Source organism: Acinetobacter sp. S4400-12, assembly GCF_024129495.1.
GTDB lineage: Bacteria > Pseudomonadota > Gammaproteobacteria > Pseudomonadales > Moraxellaceae > Acinetobacter > Acinetobacter lwoffii_C.
Genome location: NZ_JAMXYB010000040.1, coordinates 1 through 21,327 on the forward strand (window position 1 = coordinate 1; position 21,327 = coordinate 21,327).

24 protein-coding genes, 4 tRNA genes and 1 pseudogene are annotated in these 21,327 nt (G+C 44.4%); 15 read left to right on the top strand and 14 right to left on the bottom strand.

The genetic code is table 11. The annotated features are described in order from the left end of the window. Positions 1 to 154: 154 nt before the first annotated feature. Positions 155 to 325: pseudogene (locus tag NI461_RS12395) on the bottom strand (peroxidase); the annotation flags it as partial. 93 nt (positions 326 to 418) lie between these two features. Between NI461_RS12395 and NI461_RS12400 the strand changes: the two are divergent. Further along, the gene (locus tag NI461_RS12400) at positions 419 to 1,147 is read left to right on the top strand and encodes a hypothetical protein (protein ID WP_253157433.1); all 729 of its coding nucleotides are present in this window, start codon (positions 419 to 421) and stop codon (positions 1,145 to 1,147) included. Between the two features lie 385 nt (positions 1,148 to 1,532). On the opposite strand, the gene NI461_RS12405 is transcribed toward NI461_RS12400, so the two are convergent. The 3 genes from NI461_RS12405 to NI461_RS12415 all read right to left on the bottom strand — a co-directional run bounded on the left by NI461_RS12405 (position 1,533) and on the right by NI461_RS12415 (position 2,492). Then, a tRNA-Thr gene (locus tag NI461_RS12405) sits at positions 1,533 to 1,608 on the bottom strand. A 199-nt stretch (positions 1,609 to 1,807) separates the two neighbouring features. Next, a complete protein-coding gene (locus NI461_RS12410; protein ID WP_151205090.1) occupies positions 1,808 to 2,035 on the bottom strand; it encodes a hypothetical protein in 228 nt (75 codons plus the stop codon). A gap of 366 nt (positions 2,036 to 2,401) precedes the next feature. Then, positions 2,402 to 2,492: transfer RNA gene (locus NI461_RS12415), tRNA-Ser, on the bottom strand. A gap of 120 nt (positions 2,493 to 2,612) precedes the next feature. Between NI461_RS12415 and NI461_RS12420 the strand changes: the two genes are divergently transcribed. Beyond that, complete coding sequence (locus tag NI461_RS12420) at positions 2,613 to 4,493, top strand: potassium transporter Kup (RefSeq protein WP_151207572.1); 1,881 nt, start codon at positions 2,613 to 2,615, stop codon at positions 4,491 to 4,493. Positions 4,494 to 4,595: 102 nt separating this feature from the next. Here the strand turns inward: NI461_RS12420 and NI461_RS12425 are convergent, their stop codons facing one another. Then, on the bottom strand, positions 4,596 to 5,069 hold the full coding sequence (locus tag NI461_RS12425; protein ID WP_151207574.1) for a hypothetical protein: 474 nt from the start codon (positions 5,067 to 5,069) through the stop codon (positions 4,596 to 4,598). Positions 5,070 to 5,328: 259 nt separating this feature from the next. Between NI461_RS12425 and NI461_RS12430 the strand changes: the two genes are divergently transcribed. Then, positions 5,329 to 6,420 (top strand): DNA/RNA non-specific endonuclease, encoded by a 1,092-nt coding sequence (locus tag NI461_RS12430; protein WP_151205407.1) that lies wholly within the window; start codon positions 5,329 to 5,331, stop codon positions 6,418 to 6,420. A gap of 73 nt (positions 6,421 to 6,493) precedes the next feature. Further along, positions 6,494 to 6,739, top strand: coding sequence for a hypothetical protein (locus tag NI461_RS12435; protein WP_151205408.1), 246 nt, complete (start codon positions 6,494 to 6,496; stop codon positions 6,737 to 6,739). 132 nt (positions 6,740 to 6,871) lie between these two features. Here NI461_RS12435 and NI461_RS12440 read toward each other — a convergent pair whose 3' ends face one another. After that, complete coding sequence (locus NI461_RS12440) at positions 6,872 to 7,885, bottom strand: AraC family transcriptional regulator (protein ID WP_151207576.1); 1,014 nt, start codon at positions 7,883 to 7,885, stop codon at positions 6,872 to 6,874. Positions 7,886 to 7,994: 109 nt separating this feature from the next. On the opposite strand from NI461_RS12440, the gene NI461_RS12445 reads away from it, so the two are divergent. After that, complete coding sequence (locus NI461_RS12445) at positions 7,995 to 8,597, top strand: hypothetical protein (RefSeq protein WP_151207578.1); 603 nt, start codon at positions 7,995 to 7,997, stop codon at positions 8,595 to 8,597. A 331-nt stretch (positions 8,598 to 8,928) separates the two neighbouring features. Here the strand turns inward: NI461_RS12445 and hisF are convergent, their stop codons facing one another. Further along, complete coding sequence (gene hisF / locus NI461_RS12450) at positions 8,929 to 9,687, bottom strand: imidazole glycerol phosphate synthase subunit HisF (RefSeq protein ID WP_151205411.1); 759 nt, start codon at positions 9,685 to 9,687, stop codon at positions 8,929 to 8,931. A gap of 113 nt (positions 9,688 to 9,800) precedes the next feature. Between hisF and NI461_RS12455 the strand changes: the two genes are divergently transcribed. The 3 genes from NI461_RS12455 to NI461_RS12465 are packed head-to-tail and all read left to right on the top strand — an operon-like array spanning position 9,801 to position 11,821. Next, the gene (locus tag NI461_RS12455; protein WP_151207580.1) at positions 9,801 to 10,748 is read left to right on the top strand and encodes a homoserine kinase; all 948 of its coding nucleotides are present in this window, start codon (positions 9,801 to 9,803) and stop codon (positions 10,746 to 10,748) included. Between the two features lie 25 nt (positions 10,749 to 10,773). Then, positions 10,774 to 11,400: a DUF1294 domain-containing protein gene (locus tag NI461_RS12460; RefSeq protein ID WP_151207582.1), complete on the top strand. Its 627-nt coding sequence runs from the start codon at positions 10,774 to 10,776 to the stop codon at positions 11,398 to 11,400. A 19-nt stretch (positions 11,401 to 11,419) separates the two neighbouring features. Beyond that, entirely contained in the window at positions 11,420 to 11,821 is a 402-nt protein-coding gene (locus NI461_RS12465) for a hypothetical protein (protein ID WP_151205414.1), read from the top strand. Positions 11,822 to 11,925: 104 nt separating this feature from the next. Here NI461_RS12465 and NI461_RS12470 read toward each other — a convergent pair whose 3' ends face one another. The 6 genes from NI461_RS12470 to hisB all read right to left on the bottom strand — a co-directional run bounded on the left by NI461_RS12470 (position 11,926) and on the right by hisB (position 16,595). Continuing rightward, positions 11,926 to 12,843, bottom strand: coding sequence for a DMT family transporter (locus tag NI461_RS12470; RefSeq protein ID WP_253157435.1), 918 nt, complete (start codon positions 12,841 to 12,843; stop codon positions 11,926 to 11,928). Between the two features lie 71 nt (positions 12,844 to 12,914). Next, entirely contained in the window at positions 12,915 to 13,649 is a 735-nt protein-coding gene (gene hisA / locus NI461_RS12475; RefSeq protein ID WP_151204946.1) for a 1-(5-phosphoribosyl)-5-[(5-phosphoribosylamino)methylideneamino]imidazole-4-carboxamide isomerase, read from the bottom strand. A gap of 341 nt (positions 13,650 to 13,990) precedes the next feature. Beyond that, the gene (locus NI461_RS12480) at positions 13,991 to 14,653 is read right to left on the bottom strand and encodes a 3'-5' exonuclease (protein ID WP_253157437.1); all 663 of its coding nucleotides are present in this window, start codon (positions 14,651 to 14,653) and stop codon (positions 13,991 to 13,993) included. 121 nt (positions 14,654 to 14,774) lie between these two features. Beyond that, positions 14,775 to 15,254 carry a DUF805 domain-containing protein gene (locus NI461_RS12485; RefSeq protein WP_253157439.1) on the bottom strand — a complete coding sequence of 160 codons (480 nt, stop codon included), beginning with the start codon at positions 15,252 to 15,254 and terminating at the stop codon, positions 14,775 to 14,777. Positions 15,255 to 15,384: 130 nt separating this feature from the next. Next, positions 15,385 to 16,002, bottom strand: a complete 618-nt coding sequence (gene hisH, locus NI461_RS12490) for an imidazole glycerol phosphate synthase subunit HisH (protein ID WP_151204949.1) — start codon at positions 16,000 to 16,002, stop codon at positions 15,385 to 15,387. After that, entirely contained in the window at positions 16,002 to 16,595 is a 594-nt protein-coding gene (gene hisB, locus NI461_RS12495; RefSeq protein ID WP_151204950.1) for an imidazoleglycerol-phosphate dehydratase HisB, read from the bottom strand. The genes hisH and hisB overlap by 1 nt, the downstream gene beginning before the upstream one ends. A 97-nt stretch (positions 16,596 to 16,692) precedes the next feature. Here hisB and NI461_RS12500 point away from each other — a divergent pair, with 97 nt between their 5' ends. The 7 genes from NI461_RS12500 to tehB all read left to right on the top strand — a co-directional run bounded on the left by NI461_RS12500 (position 16,693) and on the right by tehB (position 20,654). Further along, complete coding sequence (locus NI461_RS12500) at positions 16,693 to 17,070, top strand: GNAT family N-acetyltransferase (protein ID WP_151204951.1); 378 nt, start codon at positions 16,693 to 16,695, stop codon at positions 17,068 to 17,070. A 167-nt stretch (positions 17,071 to 17,237) separates the two neighbouring features. Continuing rightward, positions 17,238 to 17,313, top strand: a tRNA-Phe gene (locus NI461_RS12505). A gap of 137 nt (positions 17,314 to 17,450) precedes the next feature. Further along, positions 17,451 to 17,526: transfer RNA gene (locus NI461_RS12510), tRNA-Phe, on the top strand. Between the two features lie 226 nt (positions 17,527 to 17,752). Next, a complete protein-coding gene (locus tag NI461_RS12515) occupies positions 17,753 to 18,244 on the top strand; it encodes a hypothetical protein (protein ID WP_253152855.1) in 492 nt (163 codons plus the stop codon). 197 nt (positions 18,245 to 18,441) lie between these two features. Next, positions 18,442 to 19,191: a hypothetical protein gene (locus NI461_RS12520; RefSeq protein ID WP_253157441.1), complete on the top strand. Its 750-nt coding sequence runs from the start codon at positions 18,442 to 18,444 to the stop codon at positions 19,189 to 19,191. A 114-nt stretch (positions 19,192 to 19,305) separates the two neighbouring features. Next, positions 19,306 to 19,578 carry a hypothetical protein gene (locus tag NI461_RS12525; RefSeq protein ID WP_174659151.1) on the top strand — a complete coding sequence of 91 codons (273 nt, stop codon included), beginning with the start codon at positions 19,306 to 19,308 and terminating at the stop codon, positions 19,576 to 19,578. A gap of 212 nt (positions 19,579 to 19,790) precedes the next feature. Next, the gene (tehB, locus tag NI461_RS12530) at positions 19,791 to 20,654 is read left to right on the top strand and encodes an SAM-dependent methyltransferase TehB (protein WP_253157443.1); all 864 of its coding nucleotides are present in this window, start codon (positions 19,791 to 19,793) and stop codon (positions 20,652 to 20,654) included. A 92-nt stretch (positions 20,655 to 20,746) separates the two neighbouring features. Here tehB and NI461_RS12535 read toward each other — a convergent pair whose 3' ends face one another. Then, the gene (locus NI461_RS12535; RefSeq protein WP_253157445.1) at positions 20,747 to 21,172 is read right to left on the bottom strand and encodes a hypothetical protein; all 426 of its coding nucleotides are present in this window, start codon (positions 21,170 to 21,172) and stop codon (positions 20,747 to 20,749) included. Between the last annotated feature and the right edge of the window lie 155 nt (positions 21,173 to 21,327).

The following is a 21,327-nucleotide window of genomic DNA, read 5'->3' on the forward strand; positions in this document are numbered from 1 at the left end:
TTTAATTTAATTTCAGAAAAATATATTTATGCAGGAAAAAGTGTAGAGATTGATGATAATTTAAATATAAAATATTTTGAAGGAAATAATAAAAAAGAATTCTCATTCTGATAGTAATTGAAATAAAAAGCCGACTTTCATCGGCTTTTCATTTTTACCCTTCCAACACCTCTTCCAGCAACTCCTCACTCGGTGCAAAGTAATAGGCGCCATCCAGAGGTGTTACGAAATGCAGTAGACGGTCATGGATTCCATCGCCAGACGTACCGAACATGCGCTCTAACATGGCATCAGTAATAGTTAATATTTTGGAATGATAAATCCATTTATGTGCAGTTAACGGTAGAAGAGCTAAAAAGACATATATCAAAACCATTTAAAATTATTTTACCTAAAAATTTTAAAGGAATTTAGAGAAATGAATAAGTGTTTAAATGTATTATTAATGATTTCTATGTTAAGTTTTTTAAATATTACTTATGCTGAAAAAAAATTATTAAATTGTAATTTAATTAATGTTAATGAAAGCCTTCAGTGTGTTTTAAAAGAAAACAAAAATCTTTTATATCAATTAGATGGTTTAAATAATAAGAAGAAAGATGACTATAGAAACTGGAAAAGTAGAATTAAAAATAACTGTGAAAATAAGATTAGATATTCTATGGGAGAAGGAACGGCTTTAGAAAAAGAACAATGTTTAAGAGATGAATATATTATAAGAATAAAAAATATTTCTGTAAATTTTCATAAGAACAATAATATTGAAAAAAATGATGATGGATTTCCTGTTACGTCTCTTCCATATAACTCAGAGGATCATTTAAAATGTATTTTAGAAAATAATAAAAATAGTTGTAGTAAGGTTAAATTAATTAATATTATAGAATTATCCAAAGTTTATAACTTTTTAGATGATAGTTTTGGTGCGTCTGTAGTATTACCTAAATCAAATAATGGATTGTTGATAATAGTTTCACCATTTTCCGAAGAAAGTGGAGAAAAATTTATTAACTTGGCTTTAGTAAATAGTCTAGGCGTAGTGAAAAATATTACTTTAAATGCTTCAAAAAATATTATTATTATTAATAATAATCATGAGGTGTTTTTTTACAAGGAGAATAATAAGTCTAAAGTTTTATTAAAATAAAGAAAATATTTAACCCGAATCCTGGTTATATGAATGATCTTCTAGCAGAATACCCCACGACCTACAAGGATTGAGCCTAGAAGTCCTGTACTAAACAGCGAATCCAAGAAATATCAAAAACTCCCCAAGTGTTCCATTTTCCACTCGTCATACGCCTCGATGGGATACCTAGATGCTTCATCTCTAACGTAGCCCGATTGGAGAAGTGGAGTGCTTGAAAATGGCTATAGGGAGGAAACTAGTTTGGATTATAGTTACTTATTCTTGATTTTAGACCACAAGACTATTGAATTGATGGACCACAAGATGAACCAAGAAAAGAATGCACTGGAAAACTATAGATAATAAAAAACCCCATAAATCTAAGACTTACGAGGTTTAATAATGGTGCCGGCACACGGATTCGAACTGTGGACCTACTGATTACAAGTCAGTTGCTCTACCAACTGAGCTATGCCGGCGATGTGGAGTGCATTCTACAGATTTTTTGGGTGGGTGCAAGCCAAAAAATAACCGGTTAATCTTTCAAAAAAGCGATGTGGAGTTGAGAGTAATCTGCAAGATAAGCGGTCATCATACTTTAAGCGGCAAATCGCCCATTTTTTATTATGGGCGAAGCTGAAATGAACTGGAAATAGATCACGGGGTGTAGCTAAAAAACTATTTATGTTTCAGGATTTGGGCGAGATCTTGTGCGCATTCCTCTAAAGTAAAGGCCATATCGAACTGCATTTGAGGTTTGAGTTCTTGAGCGAGGCTTCTCCACTGTTCGATAAGTTTGAGGGCTTTTTGAATTTTATGTTTGTTAATATCCTTGGCGATAGTCGGGGTATAACCACCACGTTTTGCATTTTTGATTTGTTTTATATAGTTTGCGCTGTTATTCATGTTCGCTCTCCGAATAGCAGTGTATCTACTTTTAACTTTGAGTTGAAATGGTGTACTTCGATCTAAGGTCTTTTTATTCTGGTCTTAGTTTTTCTCTCCTTTTTTAAATATCCTGAACGAACCATAACATAGCTTTAATGACAATAAAATGAAGCGATTATTGTGCCAATTTTTGATGGGTTAATATAAATAAATTAAAGCAGAACACAATATTAAAGAAACGCAGGGTTTTTTTCGATAGTCGCTCTGAGCAGCTATGAACTTCTGGAAAGGGAGAGTGTGTAAGGAGAATGATGATAAAAATAATACGATTTTTTATTTTTAAGACAAAAAAATCCGAATCATGTGATTCGGATTTTAAAATTCTGGCGGTGAGAGAGGGATTCGAACCCTCGATACGCTATTAACGTATACACACTTTCCAGGCGTGCTCCTTCAGCCACTCGGACACCTCACCATGGCCGAGGATAATATCGAAAAAAAGCGCTGCTGCCAAGCTGAAACAATTGATTTGCAGAAAAACTTTTAACGTAATGCTATGATTTGCAAAAATGCTTGTTTAAAACGAAGACAATATATGCAAAGTACAGCAGAAAAAGCAGCTCTTCCCGTGATTACGCTGGCTGCACTTGGGGTCGTTTTTGGAGATATTGGTACCAGCCCTCTATACGCACTGCGCCAATGTTTCCTCACAGCACATCTTGCGATCAGTGAAGCCTCTGTGCTTGGCATTCTGTCCCTGATTTTCTGGTGCATGATGCTGACCATCAGCTTTAAATATGTCACGATTATCATGCGTGCCGATAATAATGGCGAAGGCGGCATCATGTCGCTACTGGCTTTAAATCTGCGCACCACACGAATTGCAGATCAGAAGAAAATTTTTCTAATTGCGTTGGGGTTTATCGGGGCCTCGCTGTTTTTTGGAGATGGCATTATCACGCCAGCCATCTCGGTGCTTTCCGCCATTGAAGGCTTGAGTATTGCCACGCCTATCTTTGACCGCTGGCTGATGCCGCTGTCGATCGGGATTCTGGCCGGGCTGTTTATGCTGCAACGTCATGGTACAGGTACCATGGGGAAATTTTTTGGCCCCTTAACTTTGCTCTGGTTCCTGTCGATTGGGGCTTTCGGTCTGTGGAGTATTGCCCAGACGCCATTTGTACTTTCGATGGTGAATCCTTATTGGGCTTTTCACTTTGTTGTGGATCAGCCTTATGTCGCATTTCTTACCATGGGCGCGGTGATTCTGACCATGACTGGGGGTGAAGCAATCTATGCCGATATGGGCCATTTTGGCCGCTTGCCGATTCGTATGGCCTGGTTTGTGATTGTTTTACCTTGCCTGCTGCTGAACTATGCTGGACAGGGCGCATTGTTATTACGTCAACCAGAAGCGTTAGCCAATCCTTTTTATATGCTGATCCCGGACTGGGCACTTTATCCAATGATTGGACTCGCCACTGCGGCAGCGGTGATTGCATCTCAGGCTGTGATTACCGGGGTATTCTCCATGGTCAATCAGGCGATTCAGCTGCGTTATTTACCGCGTCTGAGTGTGAAGCATACTTCGGCGGTAGAGCGTGGCCAGATTTATCTGCCTTTTATTAACTGGATGCTGTTTATCTCGGTGTTAATCCTGATCTTGCTGTTTGAAAACAGTGCCAATCTGGCCAGTGCCTATGGCGTGGCAGTCACCATGACCATGCTTTGCGGGACTATTTTGATTAGTATTTTGGCCTATGGATTCTGGCGCTGGCCGGTCTGGAAAGTCATACTCTTTGCTGCTCCATTTTTAACGCTTGACCTGATTTTTGTTGCCTCTACCTCCTTAAAAATTGCTGCGGGAGGCTGGGTACCGATTCTGATTGGTGCGGTGCTGTTTACCATTTTAATGACCTGGAAAGATGGACGTGCACTGGTACTCAGCCGTCTGGAGCAGGATGCCTTACCAATCGAACTGTTTATCAAAAGTATTTCGATGGGAGATGCGACCAAGTTTGTTCCGGGTGAAGCCATTTTCCTGACCGGAACCCCGAGCATTGTTCCGCATGCCATGTTACATAACATCAAGCACAACAAGGTGCTGCATGAACGCAATATTCTGGTGACCGTGATTACCCGGGATATCCCTTTTGTGGCGAAAAAAGATCGCATTCAGGTCGAAACGCTTAGCAAGCATTTTTATCGGGTCTATATGTATTATGGTTTTAAAGACCAGCCGAATATTCCGGAGGCTTTGCAACAAGCCTATGCCGAATGGGGCTTTGAATATGATCTGATGCAGATCAGCTTCTTTATTTCACGGGAGCGGATTATGCATACGGTAGGGGATGGCATGGCTGCATGGCGAGAAAAACTGTTTGTTTCCATGCAGCGTAATACCAGTCCGGTCAGTGACTTTTACCAGATTCCCCCTAATCGGGTAGTAGAGTTAGGTAGTCAGATCGAAATGTAAAATTAAATAGAGGCCCTAGAGGCCATAAAAAAACCAGAACTGTATTCTGGTTTTTTATGCAAGACACGTTCGGAATAGCTGAATCAGGCATCCTTCATAGAATTATTGTGCTGGTTCTACTACTGCGGGCATATCAGGTGTCGCATTTATTGCAGCCTCAGCCATAGGAGCAGTCTCGGGCTGTGCTGAAATGTCAGCAGGAGCCGCTATGGCAGCCGCTTCAGGACTTGCTGGCTGTGGCTGTTCAGGGTTCATGCCGGGTGCAGCTTCAAGCTGGTTAGGCATGGGGTGAGGATGGTTGGCGTTCGGATCGGCCATCGGTGCCTCGGAAGAAGTGGCTGGCATCGGTTGCTGTGCAGGCTGTGGTGGTGCAGGCTGATTGACCAGGCGCACCTGCCCTGAATTGACCAGGCTTTCTAAAGAGCCTTGCTGGCCGTTGACGGTGGTACTAATTTTGGCTTTAGCTAGGCTTTCCAGAGTTTCACCTGGCTGTACAGGTGGCTCGGCAAAAGCAGCCGCACTTAGGACACTGGTAAATAAGCCCACACCTAAAATTTGAGTTAATTTGGAATTCATGCAGACTCCATGATTGTACGTAATTTAAATAGCTTTATACTGTTGCATAGTCATTCTGTTGCCGCAATGAAAGCTACTGAATACTCAGAAAACCCTATTTAAAAACCATCAAAAAATAGACATTTTGTTACAGGAAAGACCTGAATGAGCGGGGTTTGTTTAATTGTTAGGCGAATAACAGGGGCGAGATATACTTCATATACACAGCTTGTTAAGCTCGCCAAAAATCAATATTGATCGGAAAATAGCAGTTGTCAGCATGGCCAAGAAGCAATCTAAACCGAAGAGTGGTGTAACTCCGTTGTTAAAAGGAAATAGTGTCAAAATCATCTTGGGTGTAGTGGCCTCGGTCAGCTTTGCGATTGCATTTGGTCAAGAAAGGCTGGGTCAGTGGGTGTCTTTGGGAACGACGTCAAACTCATCTTGCCTGGCGCAGTTTTATTATGATGCTCCACCTTATCTGATGAAAGACAGTCTGAAAAAAGACAGTTATTCACTGTGTTTTAATGGCTTTAATGTTGGATATTCAGGGGTGTCGAAAACTCCGCTCTGGGTGGCAGAGGTTTTAACGCCTGCACGGCTGAGCCAAAAAATTCCGCGTGAAGACAGCTTCCATGAAGAAGGACGTGTGAAGGCAGTGCATCGCGCGACGCTGGCGGATTATCGTGGTTCAGGCTATGACCGCGGGCATATGGCGCCTAATGCGGATATGCCAACCAAGGCAGCCCAGTATGACAGTTTTTCGCTGGCCAATATGGTGCCGCAAGCCCCTAAAAATAATCAGCAGGTCTGGCGTGAACTGGAAGAGGCAACCCGGGCAATAGTCACGCGACAAAAGCAGGATGTGTATGTGATTACTGGTCCGGTCTTTGCTGCGAAAAAACTGAAAACCATTGGTAATGGCGTCATTGTGCCAACCGCCGTCTATAAAGCGATTTATATGCCAAAAACCGGGGCGATCGGGGCGTATTATGCGCCAAACGATAATTCACAAACGGTTCGAGTTGTGAGTGTCTGCTATCTGGAAGAAAAGCTGGGAATTAACCTGTTCCCCCAGTTAACCGAAGAGCAAAAACGTAATACCTACCATTTACCGTTGACGGCCAGAGCTGTGAAAGCCAGCCAGAAGATTGCCTATTCCCACTGGGATGCAGAAAGCCAGTGTGCCGAAGCTGTGTCCAAGGAAAACTTGCAGGCCTTGCAGCGTGAATTTAAAGCGGTGACCAGCGATAGCCCGACGCAAAATAGAAACACCGCTGCAAGCAATACGACAGAAAGCAATACTCAGACGGCTTTGATCAGCCAGTTGACCGAAGCGATTCTTCAGTTCATTCTGCAACTGCTGAAATAGACTTGCTGTAAAAAGCCTGATTCGGGTAGCATGCAGAGAGTACTTTAGAATAAGCAGATAGGATGGGGCCACTATGTTTAAAGCCTATAAAGATGGCAATGAGTCGCATGCCATTCATGATCTGACAGTTGAAAATGATCTGGACTGTGTCAGCCTGTATGGTAATTTGCAAATTACCAAAGACCAGGCTGGACTCAAGGCTGCCAAAGTCTTGCAGGCGCTGCTGGATGATATTGTTCAGGAACTGGAAAATACCCCTGATTTACCAGAAAAAATTGAGCATGATGAAGCTCATGAAATCGAGAATCCGTTTTTATAAAGAAGTAAACCAGGATCTGGTTAAGGTCGCCTCTAAACTTTTTTAGAAAAAACTGAAGCTGCGACTGGGCTGTGATTGATACTTTTGCTTGAATCCTGAATTTTTCCTTTTTTTAGCGCAGCATCCTCTTATCTACGCTTTTGCACTGGCTAAATAATTAGAACGCCATTGCTGCGGGGTCTGCGCCGTCCAGTGCTTGAAGGCACGCTGAAAAGCACTCTGTTCAGAATAGCCAAGCAGCAGGGCAATTTCTTGCAGGCTCAAGCGTGAGTCCTTTAAATATTGCTGCGCCATCATGCAGCGGATTTCCTGCATGCGCTGCTGGTAGGTTTTCCCCTGCTGCTGCAAATAACGCTGTAATTTGCGTACGGACAGGTTCATCTGCCGGGCAATTGCCTCAATCTGAAACATGTTTTTTTGCAGGCCAGCCAGTATGGCTTGCTGTAAACGTTGATCCATATCGGTGGCATGAGGTAATTTTTCTAACAGGGCTTCAGCCTGCTGTTTAAGCAGTTCCTGCAAGGTCTGATCACCTTGCCGCAGAGGCCGGGACAGCTCTGAAACTGTCAGTTGAATTTGGGCTTTATCCTGATTAAAACGTACCTTGGAACGGAAATACTGCTCGTAAATCATGGTGTTTTTGGGTGGAGAGCGTTTGAAATGAACCTCATGCAGCCGAATATCATGGATATCCAGAATCGATTTGAGAAATTCCATTAACAGGGCAATCGCGACTTCATCGGTGATCTGGGAGGACAGGTTAAAGGGGATATCGTCCCAGCCAATGCTGAGGATCTCATTATGGATAGATATCTGCAAAGGTGTCCCGTCATAGATCAGACGGTGATAATCATGATAACGCATGAGCGCATCGCTCAGGGTTTCACAGGACAGGGCAATATAGGCCAGTATGCCTAAATATTTTGGTTGTACGAGTGCGGCAATTTCCAGGCCGAGTGCTGGGCGCTGCAACTGTTGTTCCAAGGTGGTTAACAGATCATGCCAGATGACATAATCAAAACGCTCCAGTGGCTGAACATCCAGCAATTTTTGTGGTGGCTTCAACTGATATTTATTATAAAAAGCCAGCAGCAAATGACCTAAACCACCATAGACTGAACCCGCATAATCTTTCTGAGTCTGCATGTTTAAAGTTTTTAGTATTTTGTCGTATTTTGTCAATCATATTGAAGTTTAGGGTCAATATCTAGTCTTTTACTTGATCTATAGTAGAAAGAAAAAGGAGAGTCTGATCATGTGGAAAGGTTTTTTGACAGGACTGGTCGTGGCCAATGGTTTTGAGTGGTTTGCCCATAAATATATATTGCATGGAACCCATAGAGCAGGGCAGGCACGTTATAGCCCGGTCCCGGAAAGTATGCGTTCACATTGGGAGCATCATCGTGAAGTGCGTAAAACGGAATTCTCGGATATTGGTTATGTAGAGGGCTACAAGAACTGGCGTACCCGTAATGAAATCGGTTCGCTGGTGGTGGTGGCCAGTGTTTTTGGACTTGTATTTTATCCTGTGTCCAAAGGAATGGTTCTGGCGACCTTGTATAGTGCGGGCAACTATTATTATATTCACCGCCGCGCCCATCTGGAGCCAGAGTGGGCCAGAAAAAAAATTCCTTGGCATTATGACCACCATATGAACAGTAATCAGGATGCCAACTGGTGCGTGACCAAACCCTGGTTCGATTATCTGCTGGGCACCCGGGTCATTTCATCACCCGATTTGCAGGAAAAAAATCCTCTGGGTATTGCACTGCCTGAAGCCTTATCCACTCATTTGACCAGTCTGGCCAACCGTTATTTTCCGGCTAAATGGGCCAAAGTGCGAGACCAGCTGCAATAACATCTAAGTGGTGGATATATAAAATGACAAGCAGTTCTCACTTTTGAGGTGGCGTCGTGTTTTGTCAATAAATAGGGGATCTATTGTCAATATTGTGCTGGAAAATTAACCTATATTGGTGCCTGTCGATCTGCTTGATCTTTCCGGTAGGCACGGAGATAGATGAAGCAGGAGGTAGATGAGATACCAAGTGCTGTAGTTATTCTTGGTTTTATAGGGAGTCGTCAGACTCCTTTTTTTTAGCTGAAATGTGTACTGTTCCAGCCTAATAAGCAAAAAAAGAGCGCATTCTACGCTCTTTTTTATTGGCTAGATTCTTAAATCAAGCAGATCACAGGCGCATTTCAATGCCCTGAGCGGCCATATAAGCTTTGGCTTCCGGAATGGTGTGCTGGCCAAAGTGGAAAATTGAAGCCGCAAGTACCGCATCTGCTCCGCCGTGAATAATACCGTCTGCCAGATGCTGTAAGGTGCCTACTCCACCTGAAGCAATGGTGGGAACCGTGACTCGGTCATTGATGGCACGCATGAGAGGAATATCATAGCCGGCTTTGGTTCCATCGGCATCCATTGAGGTAATCAGCAGTTCACCTGCGCCATAACTGGCCATTTTCTCGGCCCATTGCAGTGCATCGATACCGGTCGGTTTACGGCCACCGTGGGTAAAAATTTCCCATTTGTTTTCGCCAGTTCTTTTGGCATCAATCGCCACCACAATACACTGGGCGCCGAAACGTTGCGAGGCTTCCTGAACAAACTCCGGATTAAAGACCGCAGCCGAGTTGATACTGACTTTATCTGCACCGGCATTGAGCAGCAATCGGATGTCTTCGACCTTGCGTACGCCACCACCGACGGTTAACGGCACAAAGACCGATTCAGCCATACGTTCCACTGTACGATAAGTCGTGTCACGTCCATGATGTGTAGCAGTAATATCAAGGAAAGTGATTTCATCGGCACCCTGTTCATTATAACGACGCGCCACTTCGACCGGGTCACCTGCATCACGGATATCAAGGAACTGAACACCCTTGACCACGCGACCGTTATCAACGTCCAGACAAGGAATAATACGTTTAGCTAGCATAAATTTTTCCAATTATTACAGCCGATTATGAAACTCACCCACGCAAGCGCTACACCTTGGCAGATGGAAACGGTATTCTAGCAAAAATATGTAGGTTTTTTCGCAGGTTTTCTATGTCGGTTTATACCACTTTGACTTTAAAGGAAGTTCAGGAGTTTGCAGCACCGTATGGACTGAAGGTGATCGACCTGATTCCTATTCAGGCAGGCATTCAAAACACCAACTATTTTCTGGTCTGCGAAAACCGGCAATATGTCCTGACCATCTTTGAAGAACTGGATGACAAGGCGGCAGGAGAACTGGTGCCTGTACTGGAATGTTTGGGGCAGGCTGGACTGGCGGTACCAGTTCCCTTATTTCACTCTGGCAAAGCGATTCACCGTATCAAGAATAAACCGGCCCAGATTGCACCGCGTCTGATGGGGGAGCATCCAATATCGCCTACCGTGGCTCAGGTTGAGGCGATTGCAGTGGCGCAGGCACAAATGCATATGGCCTTGCAAAACTTCGAACTGGAGCGCGCCTTTGTACGTGACCATGCCTATTGGTATGGTGTGGCGCTGGATCTCAAGTCCAGTTTAAGTCCGGCAGACAAGGTGTTACTAGGCAAACTTTTAGGTTTGTATGATGCTTTGACTGCGGTCTATCCAGACCGTCCACGCGGCTTTATCCATTCCGACCTGTTTCGTGACAATACCTTATTCCAAGGTGACGAGCTGAAGGGAATTCTGGATTTTTATGAGCTGAATAAAGACGAATTCCTGTTTGATATCGCGATTACCCTAAATGATTTCTGTAGCAATTATCCCGATGTTACTTTAAACGAAGAGAAGGCCCTGGCTTTTCTCACTGCCTATGAAGGTGTCCGTCCTTTAACTGAAGATGAAAAAGCCTGTCTGGAGCTGTATCTGGCCATGGCAGCCGGACGTTTCTGGATGATGCGTTTACAGGTGGCCCAGAAGAATACAACCGAGGGACGTAGCGGGGCAGATATTTTGCAAAAAAATCCAATCGAGATGCGTAATATGCTGATTGAACGTTTAAAGTTTGTCACTGCTTAAATTGATATAGAAAAGGATGGGGCACATGCGTGATCAGGGGCGTCTGGTGGAATGGTTTGATGATAAGGGCTATGGTTTTATTCAGCCCAATGATCAGGCCAAAGACCGCGTGTTTTTGCATATCAAGGATTTTGCACGCCCGGGACCGCGTCCAATTGTTGGCTGTGCACTGGATTATCTGGTAATTCTGGATGAGCGTGGACGTTATCGCGCCCAGCAGGTGATGTACCTAAAAGCCTCTCAAGCCCGAACAGCGTCTGCACGCAAGCCAGCAGCGACCACAGCGCCTTCTCAAAAATTACAGCGGATGCAGATTGCTTGTGTGGTTTATATTCTGGTATTGGCAGGGCTGACTCTGGCCGGTCTGCTCAGTGGTTTGGTATTGTTATTCATCAGCCTGATCAATGCCCTGAGCTATTGGCTCTATGCTCAGGATAAGGAAGCCGCGCAACTCGGTAATCGCCGTATTCCGGAAAATACCCTGCATCTGGTGGCCTTTTTAGGCGGATGGCCGGCTGCCTGGCTGGCACAGCAAAAATTAAGGCACAAAACACAAAAACAACCTTTTAGGCAGATTTATTTTTGTACCATAGCCTTTAATATTATTTTAATGGTATGGCTGATTTCTCCCTTGAATAGTTTTAATATTTAGGAGCAGCCTCGGGAGCATGATGAACTACTCTATTGATAAAGATCCGAATCGAAGCCTAACCCTGATTCTGTATATTTTATATATTGTGGCGATTTTTAGCGCAGGCTTGCTGGCAATCATTGCCCTGGTGATTAACTATGTAAAACGTTCTGCGGTGCGCGGGACAATTTTTGAAAGTCATTTTACCTGGCAAATCCGCACTTTCTGGTGGTATCTGATCTGGAATATCATCGCTTTCATTCCTTTCCTGCTGTTGTTCTTTACCCATGACGATCCGGATCTCTTTACCGGTGTGGCTTTGGGCGCTTCGGCTTTTTGTATTGCCGTGATTGGTTTGTCTTGGATCTGGATTGTCTACCGGGCGATTCGCGGCATTATGCGCCTGAATGATAACCAGCCCATGTATCGTGCTGAACAGTGAATTTCTGGATTGAACTTTTAAATGAAAGCATATTTTTATTGTATTCAGGTTTGCACCTCCTGTACTTGAACTGGCTGAGGTGCAGCTCAAGTACAGAAGGCTGGCTATCCCAGCTTTTCCTTTTTTATTTTTCTGAGGAATTGGGGTTTCCATTCACTGACAATGACACCTAGTACCACCATCAGCCCACCCAGCAGAGCCAGTGCGGGCAGGCGTTCTCCGGCCAGACGGCCAAACAGGCCGGCCCAGATCGGCTCTCCAGCATAAATGATGGCTGCCTGAGACGGATCTACCCGGCGCTGGGCCCAGTTCATAACTAGCTGTATACACGCACTGGCTATTCCCAGCGCGACTAAAATACCAGCCAGATGCCAGTGAAACACTGGCAGGCGGGACTCTCCAAGCCAAGGTGCAACCAGAAAGCAGAATAGGGAGGCAAAAAACAGTTGCAGTACAGTCACCCGCCGCACATTCACCTGCTCGGCAAAATGGCTGATAAAAATAATTTCCAAAGCAATTGCAAATGAACCAAGCAAGGTCAGGATCTGGCCAAAATTCAGCTGAATTGCACCCCAGCCATTTCCGGTTAAAAACACCAGTCCCACAAAGGCCAACAGAACACCTACCCAGGTCATCACCTGCGGTTTTTTACTGAATAGCAGCCAGAGCAGCAAAGGAACCAGAGGAACATACAGGGCAGTCAAAAAGGCCGACTCGCTACTGCTAATGCTCTGTAGCCCCACCGTCTGGGTGGCATACCCTATAGCAATCACCGCGCCAATTACCGCACCGGCCCAGACTTCTTTTAGGGTCATGCCCCGAAGATGCTGAAGTGAGATCAAACTTACCGCAATCGCAGCTGCCGCAAAACGCAAGCCCACAAACAGCACTGGACTGCTAAAATTCAGGCCGTATTGTACGGTAATAAAACTGCCACCCCAGATGATCGTGATCAGGATCAGGGCGATTTGAGGCGCTTTGGCTGTCCAGCCAGAGCGGAGATGATAAACAGATGTAGACATGGGGAAGGAGATCAAAAAAATAGGACAATAAAAAAAGAGGCCCGCAGACCTCTTTCTTCAGCAGTGACGTATTATAGCGCTTCCTGCTCATCCAGCAATAATTGTGCTTCACGCAGGCTTAAAGTCCCTTCATAAATCGCACGGCCGGTAATTGCACCTAGAATACCTGGTTGATCTTTCAGCTGACGTACATCATCCATATTGGTGACCCCACCTGAAGCAATCACAGGCAACCCTGAATATTGTGCCAGAGTGACGGTCTGCTCGATGTTTACACCCTGCATCATGCCATCACGGGCAATATCAGTATAGACAATGCTAGATACGCCGGCATCTGCAAAACGTTTGGCCAGATCAGTGGCTTTGACATCGGTAATATTAGCCCAGCCATCGGTTGCTACCATACCATTCATGGCATCAATACCGACAATGATATGTCCAGCGAATTTCTTGCATGCTTCTTCGACGAACTCAGGCTCCTGAACCGCTTTGGTGCCGATAATTACAAATGACACACCTGCTTCCAGATAATGCTCAATCGTTTCCAGCGAACGGATTCCGCCACCAATCTGGATAGGCAGCTCAGGTTGAGACCTGACAATAGCTTCGACCACCGGCTTATGCACCGGTGTACCTGCAAAGGCACCATTAAGGTCCACCAGATGCAGACGGCGAGCACCTTCATTGACCCAATGCTGTGCTGTTGCAACCGGATCATCAGAAAATACGGTATCGTCTTCCATACGACCTTGTTTTAAGCGGACACATTTGCCATCTTTCAGGTCAATTGCCGGGATGATCAGCATGCTTTCGCTCCTTGCTTAATCTTTAGAATGAATGTGTATCAGCTCATCTTAGCAAATAAAGTCGAAATTTCTAACTGATAAACCGTATGAAAAGAGAAAACCTGTCCGAAGATAAGGGAGAGTTCTGTAATTTATTTCCATTATTTTAGTGATTTATGTAGAGAGTGGTTTTCTGGCAGGCTGAATTTAACAGGGCAATTCCACAGGCACGCTGATTGGTATTGACCGGACTTTATTGGCGATTTTAGCTGCTGTTGGGCGTTCAAGTATTGTGGGGTATTGAAAAATAGAATGCTGAAAATACAGAGCACAGCTAAAAAGCGAATAACCTTTTTAAACAGCTACATTGTGGAATTCGGCCGGATTTTGGGTGTGAGGGAGGTACCAGGAAGGTCTTTGGGTAATAATCCCCGCGCCAGTAGTTCTTCAAACACTAGACGCGGTGCATAGGCATCGGCTGTCGCATAGCTGATCTGGGCCGGACTGAGATGTTTTGTGGCCCAGTTTGAGGTGCTGATATGTTTCGATTTGGGGAAATTGACCTGAAACAGTAAAGCCATGGCATTTTTCAGCCCCACCGGATTTTTTAGGCCAAAATCCCTAAAACATGTCGATAGCTCTATCACGTTGTTCAGTTCAATCCCTCTTTTACGAAAGAGATGGGCATCATTTTTCAGGCCGAAACCGACTTTAATCTGGTCACGGCTGGCAAAAATCGGTTTTAAAAACTGCCAGATCTGCTCGTGCATTTGAGAAAGATAGGCTTTGTCCAGAGTTGCCAGTTGAATCAGATGCGGGCCTGTAGACACTTCACCGGCCTTAAAGGTGGGTTTGGATTCCGAGTCAAAACCGAATACTGTCACCTGTTCAAGCTCCGAACGCAAGGCTTCACATTGCTGCAGACTGTTAATCACGAGGATGCGTTCAGGTACAAGATTTTGAAACCGAGGAAACGTTGCAATGTGTTCTTTGCTTGGTAAGACGGAATGTAAGCATTCATCCATGGCGGCGCTGTATATATCTGTAAAAAACAGCTTAAAACTTTTTAGGATAAAGTGCAAAAAGCAGGGCGGGATGAAAGGCATGGGCAGCTAGAGGAGGCCCATGCTTCAATACTCGGATGATTTAGAGTTTTGGCAGAGAGTCACCCGATATCATAAAAGTCGCTATGAATAATAAAATAAGGACCAGAATATACAAAATAGCCAGTACATTTTCCCAGCCACGGGTAGTACGGGGTTGTCCAAACTGGTTCGCCTGTTGATCCCCAGGTGCAAACAGGAGATAAAGGGCAAATAAAATATTCACCACAGGCACCAGCAGCAGCAGGCTGAACCAGCCGCTATGATTGCGGTCATGCAGGCGGCGAATAGTAAAGACCATACTAAAATAAATAGCCACGCCGTACAGGAAAATAAACAGGATGATTACAGGAGGGGAGAGCGAGTTTCCCAGGGTATCCAGATTTATGCCTGGCAGCATCAAGGCGATAACACACCCGATGAGCAGAAAGAAAAAGCCCATGAGCATATTCCAGGCGAGATAAGAACGACGGCTAAAACGGCCAGCAGGTTTGAATCCAGAATCATGAATGGTATTAAGCATATTATTTCCTTTTATTTTCATTTGTTTTTTTTGGTGAGAGAATCATATAATTATTCTTTGAATCTGAAAAGCTTAAATCTTAGGCAGTAAAAAAGCCCGCATCTCGCGGGCTTTGTTGACGGGGCAGGAATCAGATATTCCAGTCCACAAAGTTTTTCAGTAATTGCAGGCCTGCTGTATGACTTTTTTCCGGATGGAACTGAGTGGCAAACAGGTTTTCTTTATGAATCGCCGTACAAAATTCAAGGCCATAGGTACACTGCGCCGCCACAATAGCCGGGTCTTGCGGTTCTACATAATAGCTATGTACAAAATAGAAACGCGCGTCCTGATCGATATCTTTCCACATCGGATGATCGGGGTCCGCCTGATGTACCTGATTCCAGCCCATATGCGGCACTTTTAAGCCGGCCATCTCCGGGAAGTGCTTGACTGCACCTTCAAAAATACCCAGAGCCGGCGTACCGCCATTTTCCTCAGAATGTTGCATTAACGCCTGCATGCCGACACAGATTGCCAGCACCGGTTTATTAAACACGGCATTACGCACCACGGTATCAATACCGGCTTCATGCATGCCCTGCATACAATCACGCATTGCACCGACCCCTGGAAAGACAATCTTGTCTGCCTGTGCAATCAGCTTTGGATCATTGGTCACATCAACAGTGGCACCGACATGTTCCAGGGCTTTGGCTGCCGAGTGCAGATTTCCCATGCCATAGTCAAGAAGGGCAATACGGGGCATTACAGTGTCCCTTTGGTAGACGCCACTGTATTGGCAGCACGTGGATCAACTTCACATGCCATACGCAGTGCACGGGCAAAAGCCTTAAATACACTTTCAATCTGGTGATGGCTGTTTTTGCCTTTCAGGTTGTCGATATGTACCGTCATTAAGGCGTGGTTGACAAAACCCTGGAAGAATTCAGAAAACAGATCTACATCAAAACGGCCAATGGTTGCACGGGTAAAAGGAACATCCATAAACAGCCCCGGACGGCCTGAAAGATCGACTACGACACGGCTTAAAGATTCATCTAGTGGGGCATAGAAATGGCCATAGCGTTTTAAGCCTTTTTTATTACCGAGTGCCTGTGCAAAGGCTTGCCCCAAGCTGATGCCACAATCTTCTACCGTGTGGTGGTCATCAATTTCCAAGTCACCATCACAATGGATATCAATATCAAACAAGCCATGGCGCTTGATTTGATCAATCATATGATCTAAAAATGGAATCCCTGTGTTTAAGGTGCCTTGACCAGTACCGTCGAGGTTCAAACGAACGCGAATTTTGGTTTCGTTGGTATTTCTTACCACTTCACTGATACGATCTGTCATAGACACGTTCCTCAAATACGTCAAAATGATTGATGTAGAAAATATTTTTCGCCGTGACGACGTCACCGCATATTAGATTGCTCAGGAGGGTTTATCAATGCCTATCACCGTACATGCTTATACTTCTTTGGAAAATGATGAAGTGCGCAGCCAGCTTGAGCGACTGTATGACACCAGCCCTGAATTTAGTGATGGGGCAGATGCCATAGAACAACTAGAGCAAAACCTGGCACAGTATACCCTACTTTATACGGCAGAATTTAATACCAAAATCATTGGTGCAATTTGGGCCACGGGACAAGGTGAAAGCCGGATTCTGGAAAATATTGTGGTGCATCCGGCCAATCGAGGGCGGGGGGTGGCAGAAAGGCTGGTTGCAGAAGCCTGTCGAATGGAAGAAGAAAAAGGCGTAAAAACCTTTGTCCCGGGCTGTGGTGCCATTCACCGTTGTTTGGCGAATTTGGAAAAAATCTAACCAGCCTGCTGTTTGAGGTCAAAAGCTGCTGAAAGGCCGGTGTTGATCCGGTTTTAAGCCAAAATGTTTAATTTAAGCGGGGTATTGGTGGAAAACTAAACATTTGGTGGTTTTTCTTTATTTCGCTCTTGACGCTTGCGGCCTGAAACTGTTTAATACGCGACATTGGCGTGATAGCTCAGTCGGTAGAGCAACGGATTGAAAATCCGTGTGTCCCCAGTTCGATCCTGGGTCTCGCCACCATATTCAAAAACAAATTTAAAGTTTTCAATCCCTGATCCCATCAGGGATTTTTTTTAGATTAAAATTCACTCACTCAATCATTTTTTTCATAATTTTGATTGACTAATGGGTCCAGATACGGCTTAATACACCGCATCGGCGTGATAGCTCAGTCGGTAGAGCAACGGATTGAAAATCCGTGTGTCCCCAGTTCGATCCTGGGTCTCGCCACCATATTCAAAAAAATCCCCAAACTATGTTTGGGGATTTTTTTTATCTGTGCCTGATGTATTTTTCTGTCTGTATGCAGGGTTCATATGCAGAGTCAGTTGGCTAGACTGTTTATAGGCCTGTCATACTCAGCCGAATGACCGTTTATCAGACTTAACAATATCAAGGCATAAAGTTTGTAAGATAAAAGTCAGATATTTTTTACTTTTCTATCCGAGGGGTATGAATGATGACTCTCTTAAAAGCTTTAAACCTCAGCTTGCTTGCGCTTGTCGCAGGTACGGCTACATTCACCCAGGCTGCTCCTGTAAGTTCCGCTTCTGTGGTTCTTCCCACCTTAATTGTGATGGCAGAGCCAGAGCTACGCGCCATGACCGAAATTATTCCTTATCAGGAAGAAGCCAGTCAGCGGGATGCATTAAACCGTTATCTGATGAAAGTCGAACGTGATATTCAAAGTTATAGCGTCGATGCCGACTTTGCCGGAAGCATTGATGTGGTTCGTGCAGCGCCCAAGCCTGATCTTGACAGCCTACCCGTGGTGTTCCGGGAATATGTTCTGGTGGTGGCAGCAGGACTACAATCTGCCGATCCCAGAAAGGGCCTGTATACCATCTTGCAGCCTTTTGGAATTGATGCGAATGCCACTACGGTGCAGATTGTACGGGAGCAGTTTCATCCCAACCAGCTTAACATCAGCCTGCCTTTTACCTTTCGATAATCATTCAGGCCGCTTCCTTCAGCGGTACTGTGTTGCATGAGGGATAAAGAGAGAACTCCTTTCTTTTGTCTCTCAAAATCATGCTGCCTAAGGGTCGTTGAACATACAAGAAAATTCATCGGTCTTGAATTATGCCTGAAAAATGAGCATAGTGTATTGAAGAAACAAGATCTGAATCCCAGACCTGGAGCGTGTGCATGCCGCGAGTTTTTATGATTTTAGCCGGTGCGACCCTGGCTATTTTTATCGGGCTATTTTATCAATATTCAGCACAACAAAAAAATCAGGCTGAGCTGGCCGAATATGAAATGGTGCTGGAAGAGAAAACACAGCAGATTGCAGAGCAGGCACAAAACTGGTCTACACCCATCCAGCTGGAAATTGAAGATGAGCGGCTAGATGGTGATTATGCCATCATGGCTGAATTTGTGCTGGGCCAACTGCGTGACAGTGCCGAGGAACGCAACCAGTATTTGCGTGAACTGAAGGCAGCTAACTGGCAGAATTTTCTGAATATTGACCGCTTAGCCCAGGACCAGACCCAAGGTTATACAGACACTGAGGCGATGCTCAAGCAGGTACATCAGATCGTGAATGATTATCAGCAGAAAATTCAGCAACGTGATGCCGAGCTGATTAATAAGGCTCAGCAACTGGATATTAAAAATCGTTATCGCCAACAACTGACCCAGAATCTGAAAGATAGTCAGCAAAACAGTAATGCTCATGTGATTTTTGAAATAGAAAAACAGAGCCTAGCTAAGGCAGATGCGCTTTTTGCTTTATTAAAACAACATAAATGGCAAAAGAAAAATCAGACTTTTATGTTCTATGAGGATAAAGCGGTGAAAGAGTTTAATGCGCTGTACAAGGACATGCTGGACTTGAACAGGCAGATGCAACAAGTTGCGAGCGCCAACCAGAAAGCGGTTGAAAACAAGCTATAGCCCTGTAGGTAATCACAGGATTGCCACATGACTGTCATCTACTGTTCAAACTCAGTGCTTAAATTGAATATGTCGCACAGATCACGACATAACATTTAAGCAGGCAGGTGAGTCATGCAAACAATTCAGGTTTTTGCTGATATTCAGCAGGTGTACAGTGAGTTTGTCGCAAATAAAATATGTCCAAAACTACAAAGTTTGAATAATGAAGGCAGGAGCCGATTTTTCTTGAATCAATATTTTAAGCTGATTGAGGACTGGCACTATACCGAACAGATTGTAATCCAGTTTAACCAGCAATATTTCAGTCTGGATCTGGGAGGCGCGCCGGATTTTATGGATCAGGAAAATTATATGCGCTGGCTACAGTCAGAACTACGGCATTAATCCAGTTGCCCTATTTATGATCTACCTACACCCAAGCTGTCGATCTAGGCAGCTTTTTTATTTTTCAGGTGTGGTCTGTATCTTGCTGCTGTATCAGTACAGCGTACATAAGCATGATTTTCATTCCGGCCTGAACAGGCTATGCTGAACTCCATAAACCCGTCGCTAGAAGCATGACAGGCGGCGCATGCATGAGATGGAGAACGAGATTGATGCAAGAACTCATTTGTTATAAGGAACTTCCGGTCTGGACACAGCAGAGTATTCCTCAGGGTTTCAAGAATCAGCACAACACCAAAGCAGGTACCTGGGCAAAACTGACAGTCTTAAAAGGTAAGCTACATTTTGCCATGCTGGAAGAATCGGGTAAGGTGCAATCTGAACATGTGTTTACACCAGAGCAGCAACCACCATTTATTGAACCTAAGGCTTGGCACAAGATTATTTCTGCCAGCGAGGATGTCGAATGCCAGCTGCGTTTTTATTGCCGGCCTGATGATTATTTCAGCAAGAAATATCAGTTGAATCCTACCCATTCTGAAGTGCTGGCTGCCATGCCCTATTTACAGGGTGGTCATGCGCTGGATATTGGCTGCGGTACAGGACGTAATGCGCTTTATCTAAGCCAGAACGGCTTTAAAGTCGATGCCTGGGATGTTAACGAAAACAGTTTGCAGACCTTGAGACAAATTGTACAGACGGAGCAAATTGATCACTTGCAGATCCAGCGTCGCGATCTCAACACAGATACCCGCATTACAGGCCAATATGACTTGATCTACTGTACTGTGGTGATGATGTTCCTTGAGGCAAAAACCATTCCGCCGTTGATTGCACAAATGCAGCAGGCCACCGTGCCGGGTGGTTATAACCTGATTGTCTGTGCCATGGATACAGACGATATCCCGGTACAGCCAGACTTTCCATTTAGTTTTAAACCGGGACAGCTCAGTGCTTATTATGAAGGCTGGAATCTGGTGAAATACAATGAAGATATTGGTGAGTTACACCGTGTAGATGAACAGGGCCATCGGATTAAACAGCGCTTTGCCACCATGCTGGCGCAAAAGGTTTAAATAAAATTAAGTTTTAATTCCTGAACATAAATTAAATCCTCCAAAACAAAAAAAGATGTCAGGCAGACATCTTTTTTTATGCTTAAAAATTCTTAAGCTGCTTTTTTAAACCAAGAGAACCAGCCTTTTTTCTCAGCTTTTACTTCGGCTTGAGTCGCTTCGGCTTTTTCAGTAGTAGTTTCTTTTACTTCAGCAGCAGTTTCAACAGTTGCGTCTTTTGCTTCTGCTACTTCTGTTTTTGCAGCTTCAACTTTTTGTTCTGCGGTGGCTTGTGCATTTTCTACTTGAGTAGTTGTTTCAGCTTTTACTGTTTCAACTTTCGCTTCAGTTGCTTGTTTTGCTTCTGTAGCAGTAGTTTGAGCAGCTTCAACTTTTGCTTGCACAGGTGCAACAGCTTCTTTAGCAACAGTTTGAACTGTAGTTGTTGTAGCAGCAGGTGCTACTTGAGCTTCAGTTGCCATTGCAGATACAGAAGTTGCTACGATTGCAGTCGCAAGTACGGTTTTAAGCATGTTCATATAAACCCCTTAAAGAAGTAGGAAAAAAGAGGCTTGATCATACGCGTATAAAATTTAAGTGATTTATAAATAACCTGAATCCTGTTTAAGCCAACTATTCGATTACTCGAATGGTTGGCTTATTTCTGTGGCTCAATTGATATGCGCACAATGAA

Bases quoted from the DNA above. Each gene is read 5' to 3' on its own strand.
- NI461_RS12400 (WP_253157433.1), top strand. From the start codon at position 419: ATGAATAAGTGTTTAAATGTATTATTAATGATTTCTATGTTAAGTTTT.
- NI461_RS12410 (WP_151205090.1), bottom strand. From the start codon at position 2,035: ATGAATAACAGCGCAAACTATATAAAACAAATCAAAAATGCAAAACGT.
- NI461_RS12420 (WP_151207572.1), top strand. From the start codon at position 2,613: ATGCAAAGTACAGCAGAAAAAGCAGCTCTTCCCGTGATTACGCTGGCT.
- NI461_RS12425 (WP_151207574.1), bottom strand. From the start codon at position 5,069: ATGAATTCCAAATTAACTCAAATTTTAGGTGTGGGCTTATTTACCAGT.
- NI461_RS12430 (WP_151205407.1), top strand. From the start codon at position 5,329: ATGGCCAAGAAGCAATCTAAACCGAAGAGTGGTGTAACTCCGTTGTTA.
- NI461_RS12435 (WP_151205408.1), top strand. From the start codon at position 6,494: ATGTTTAAAGCCTATAAAGATGGCAATGAGTCGCATGCCATTCATGAT.
- NI461_RS12440 (WP_151207576.1), bottom strand. From the start codon at position 7,885: ATGCAGACTCAGAAAGATTATGCGGGTTCAGTCTATGGTGGTTTAGGT.
- NI461_RS12445 (WP_151207578.1), top strand. From the start codon at position 7,995: ATGTGGAAAGGTTTTTTGACAGGACTGGTCGTGGCCAATGGTTTTGAG.
- hisF (WP_151205411.1), bottom strand. From the start codon at position 9,687: ATGCTAGCTAAACGTATTATTCCTTGTCTGGACGTTGATAACGGTCGC.
- NI461_RS12455 (WP_151207580.1), top strand. From the start codon at position 9,801: ATGTCGGTTTATACCACTTTGACTTTAAAGGAAGTTCAGGAGTTTGCA.
- NI461_RS12460 (WP_151207582.1), top strand. From the start codon at position 10,774: ATGCGTGATCAGGGGCGTCTGGTGGAATGGTTTGATGATAAGGGCTAT.
- NI461_RS12465 (WP_151205414.1), top strand. From the start codon at position 11,420: ATGAACTACTCTATTGATAAAGATCCGAATCGAAGCCTAACCCTGATT.
- NI461_RS12470 (WP_253157435.1), bottom strand. From the start codon at position 12,843: ATGTCTACATCTGTTTATCATCTCCGCTCTGGCTGGACAGCCAAAGCG.
- hisA (WP_151204946.1), bottom strand. From the start codon at position 13,649: ATGCTGATCATCCCGGCAATTGACCTGAAAGATGGCAAATGTGTCCGC.
- NI461_RS12480 (WP_253157437.1), bottom strand. From the start codon at position 14,653: ATGGATGAATGCTTACATTCCGTCTTACCAAGCAAAGAACACATTGCA.
- NI461_RS12485 (WP_253157439.1), bottom strand. From the start codon at position 15,254: ATGCTTAATACCATTCATGATTCTGGATTCAAACCTGCTGGCCGTTTT.
- hisH (WP_151204949.1), bottom strand. From the start codon at position 16,002: ATGCCCCGTATTGCCCTTCTTGACTATGGCATGGGAAATCTGCACTCG.
- hisB (WP_151204950.1), bottom strand. From the start codon at position 16,595: ATGACAGATCGTATCAGTGAAGTGGTAAGAAATACCAACGAAACCAAA.
- NI461_RS12500 (WP_151204951.1), top strand. From the start codon at position 16,693: ATGCCTATCACCGTACATGCTTATACTTCTTTGGAAAATGATGAAGTG.
- NI461_RS12515 (WP_253152855.1), top strand. From the start codon at position 17,753: ATGACTCTCTTAAAAGCTTTAAACCTCAGCTTGCTTGCGCTTGTCGCA.
- NI461_RS12520 (WP_253157441.1), top strand. From the start codon at position 18,442: ATGCCGCGAGTTTTTATGATTTTAGCCGGTGCGACCCTGGCTATTTTT.
- NI461_RS12525 (WP_174659151.1), top strand. From the start codon at position 19,306: ATGCAAACAATTCAGGTTTTTGCTGATATTCAGCAGGTGTACAGTGAG.
- tehB (WP_253157443.1), top strand. From the start codon at position 19,791: ATGCAAGAACTCATTTGTTATAAGGAACTTCCGGTCTGGACACAGCAG.
- NI461_RS12535 (WP_253157445.1), bottom strand. From the start codon at position 21,172: ATGAACATGCTTAAAACCGTACTTGCGACTGCAATCGTAGCAACTTCT.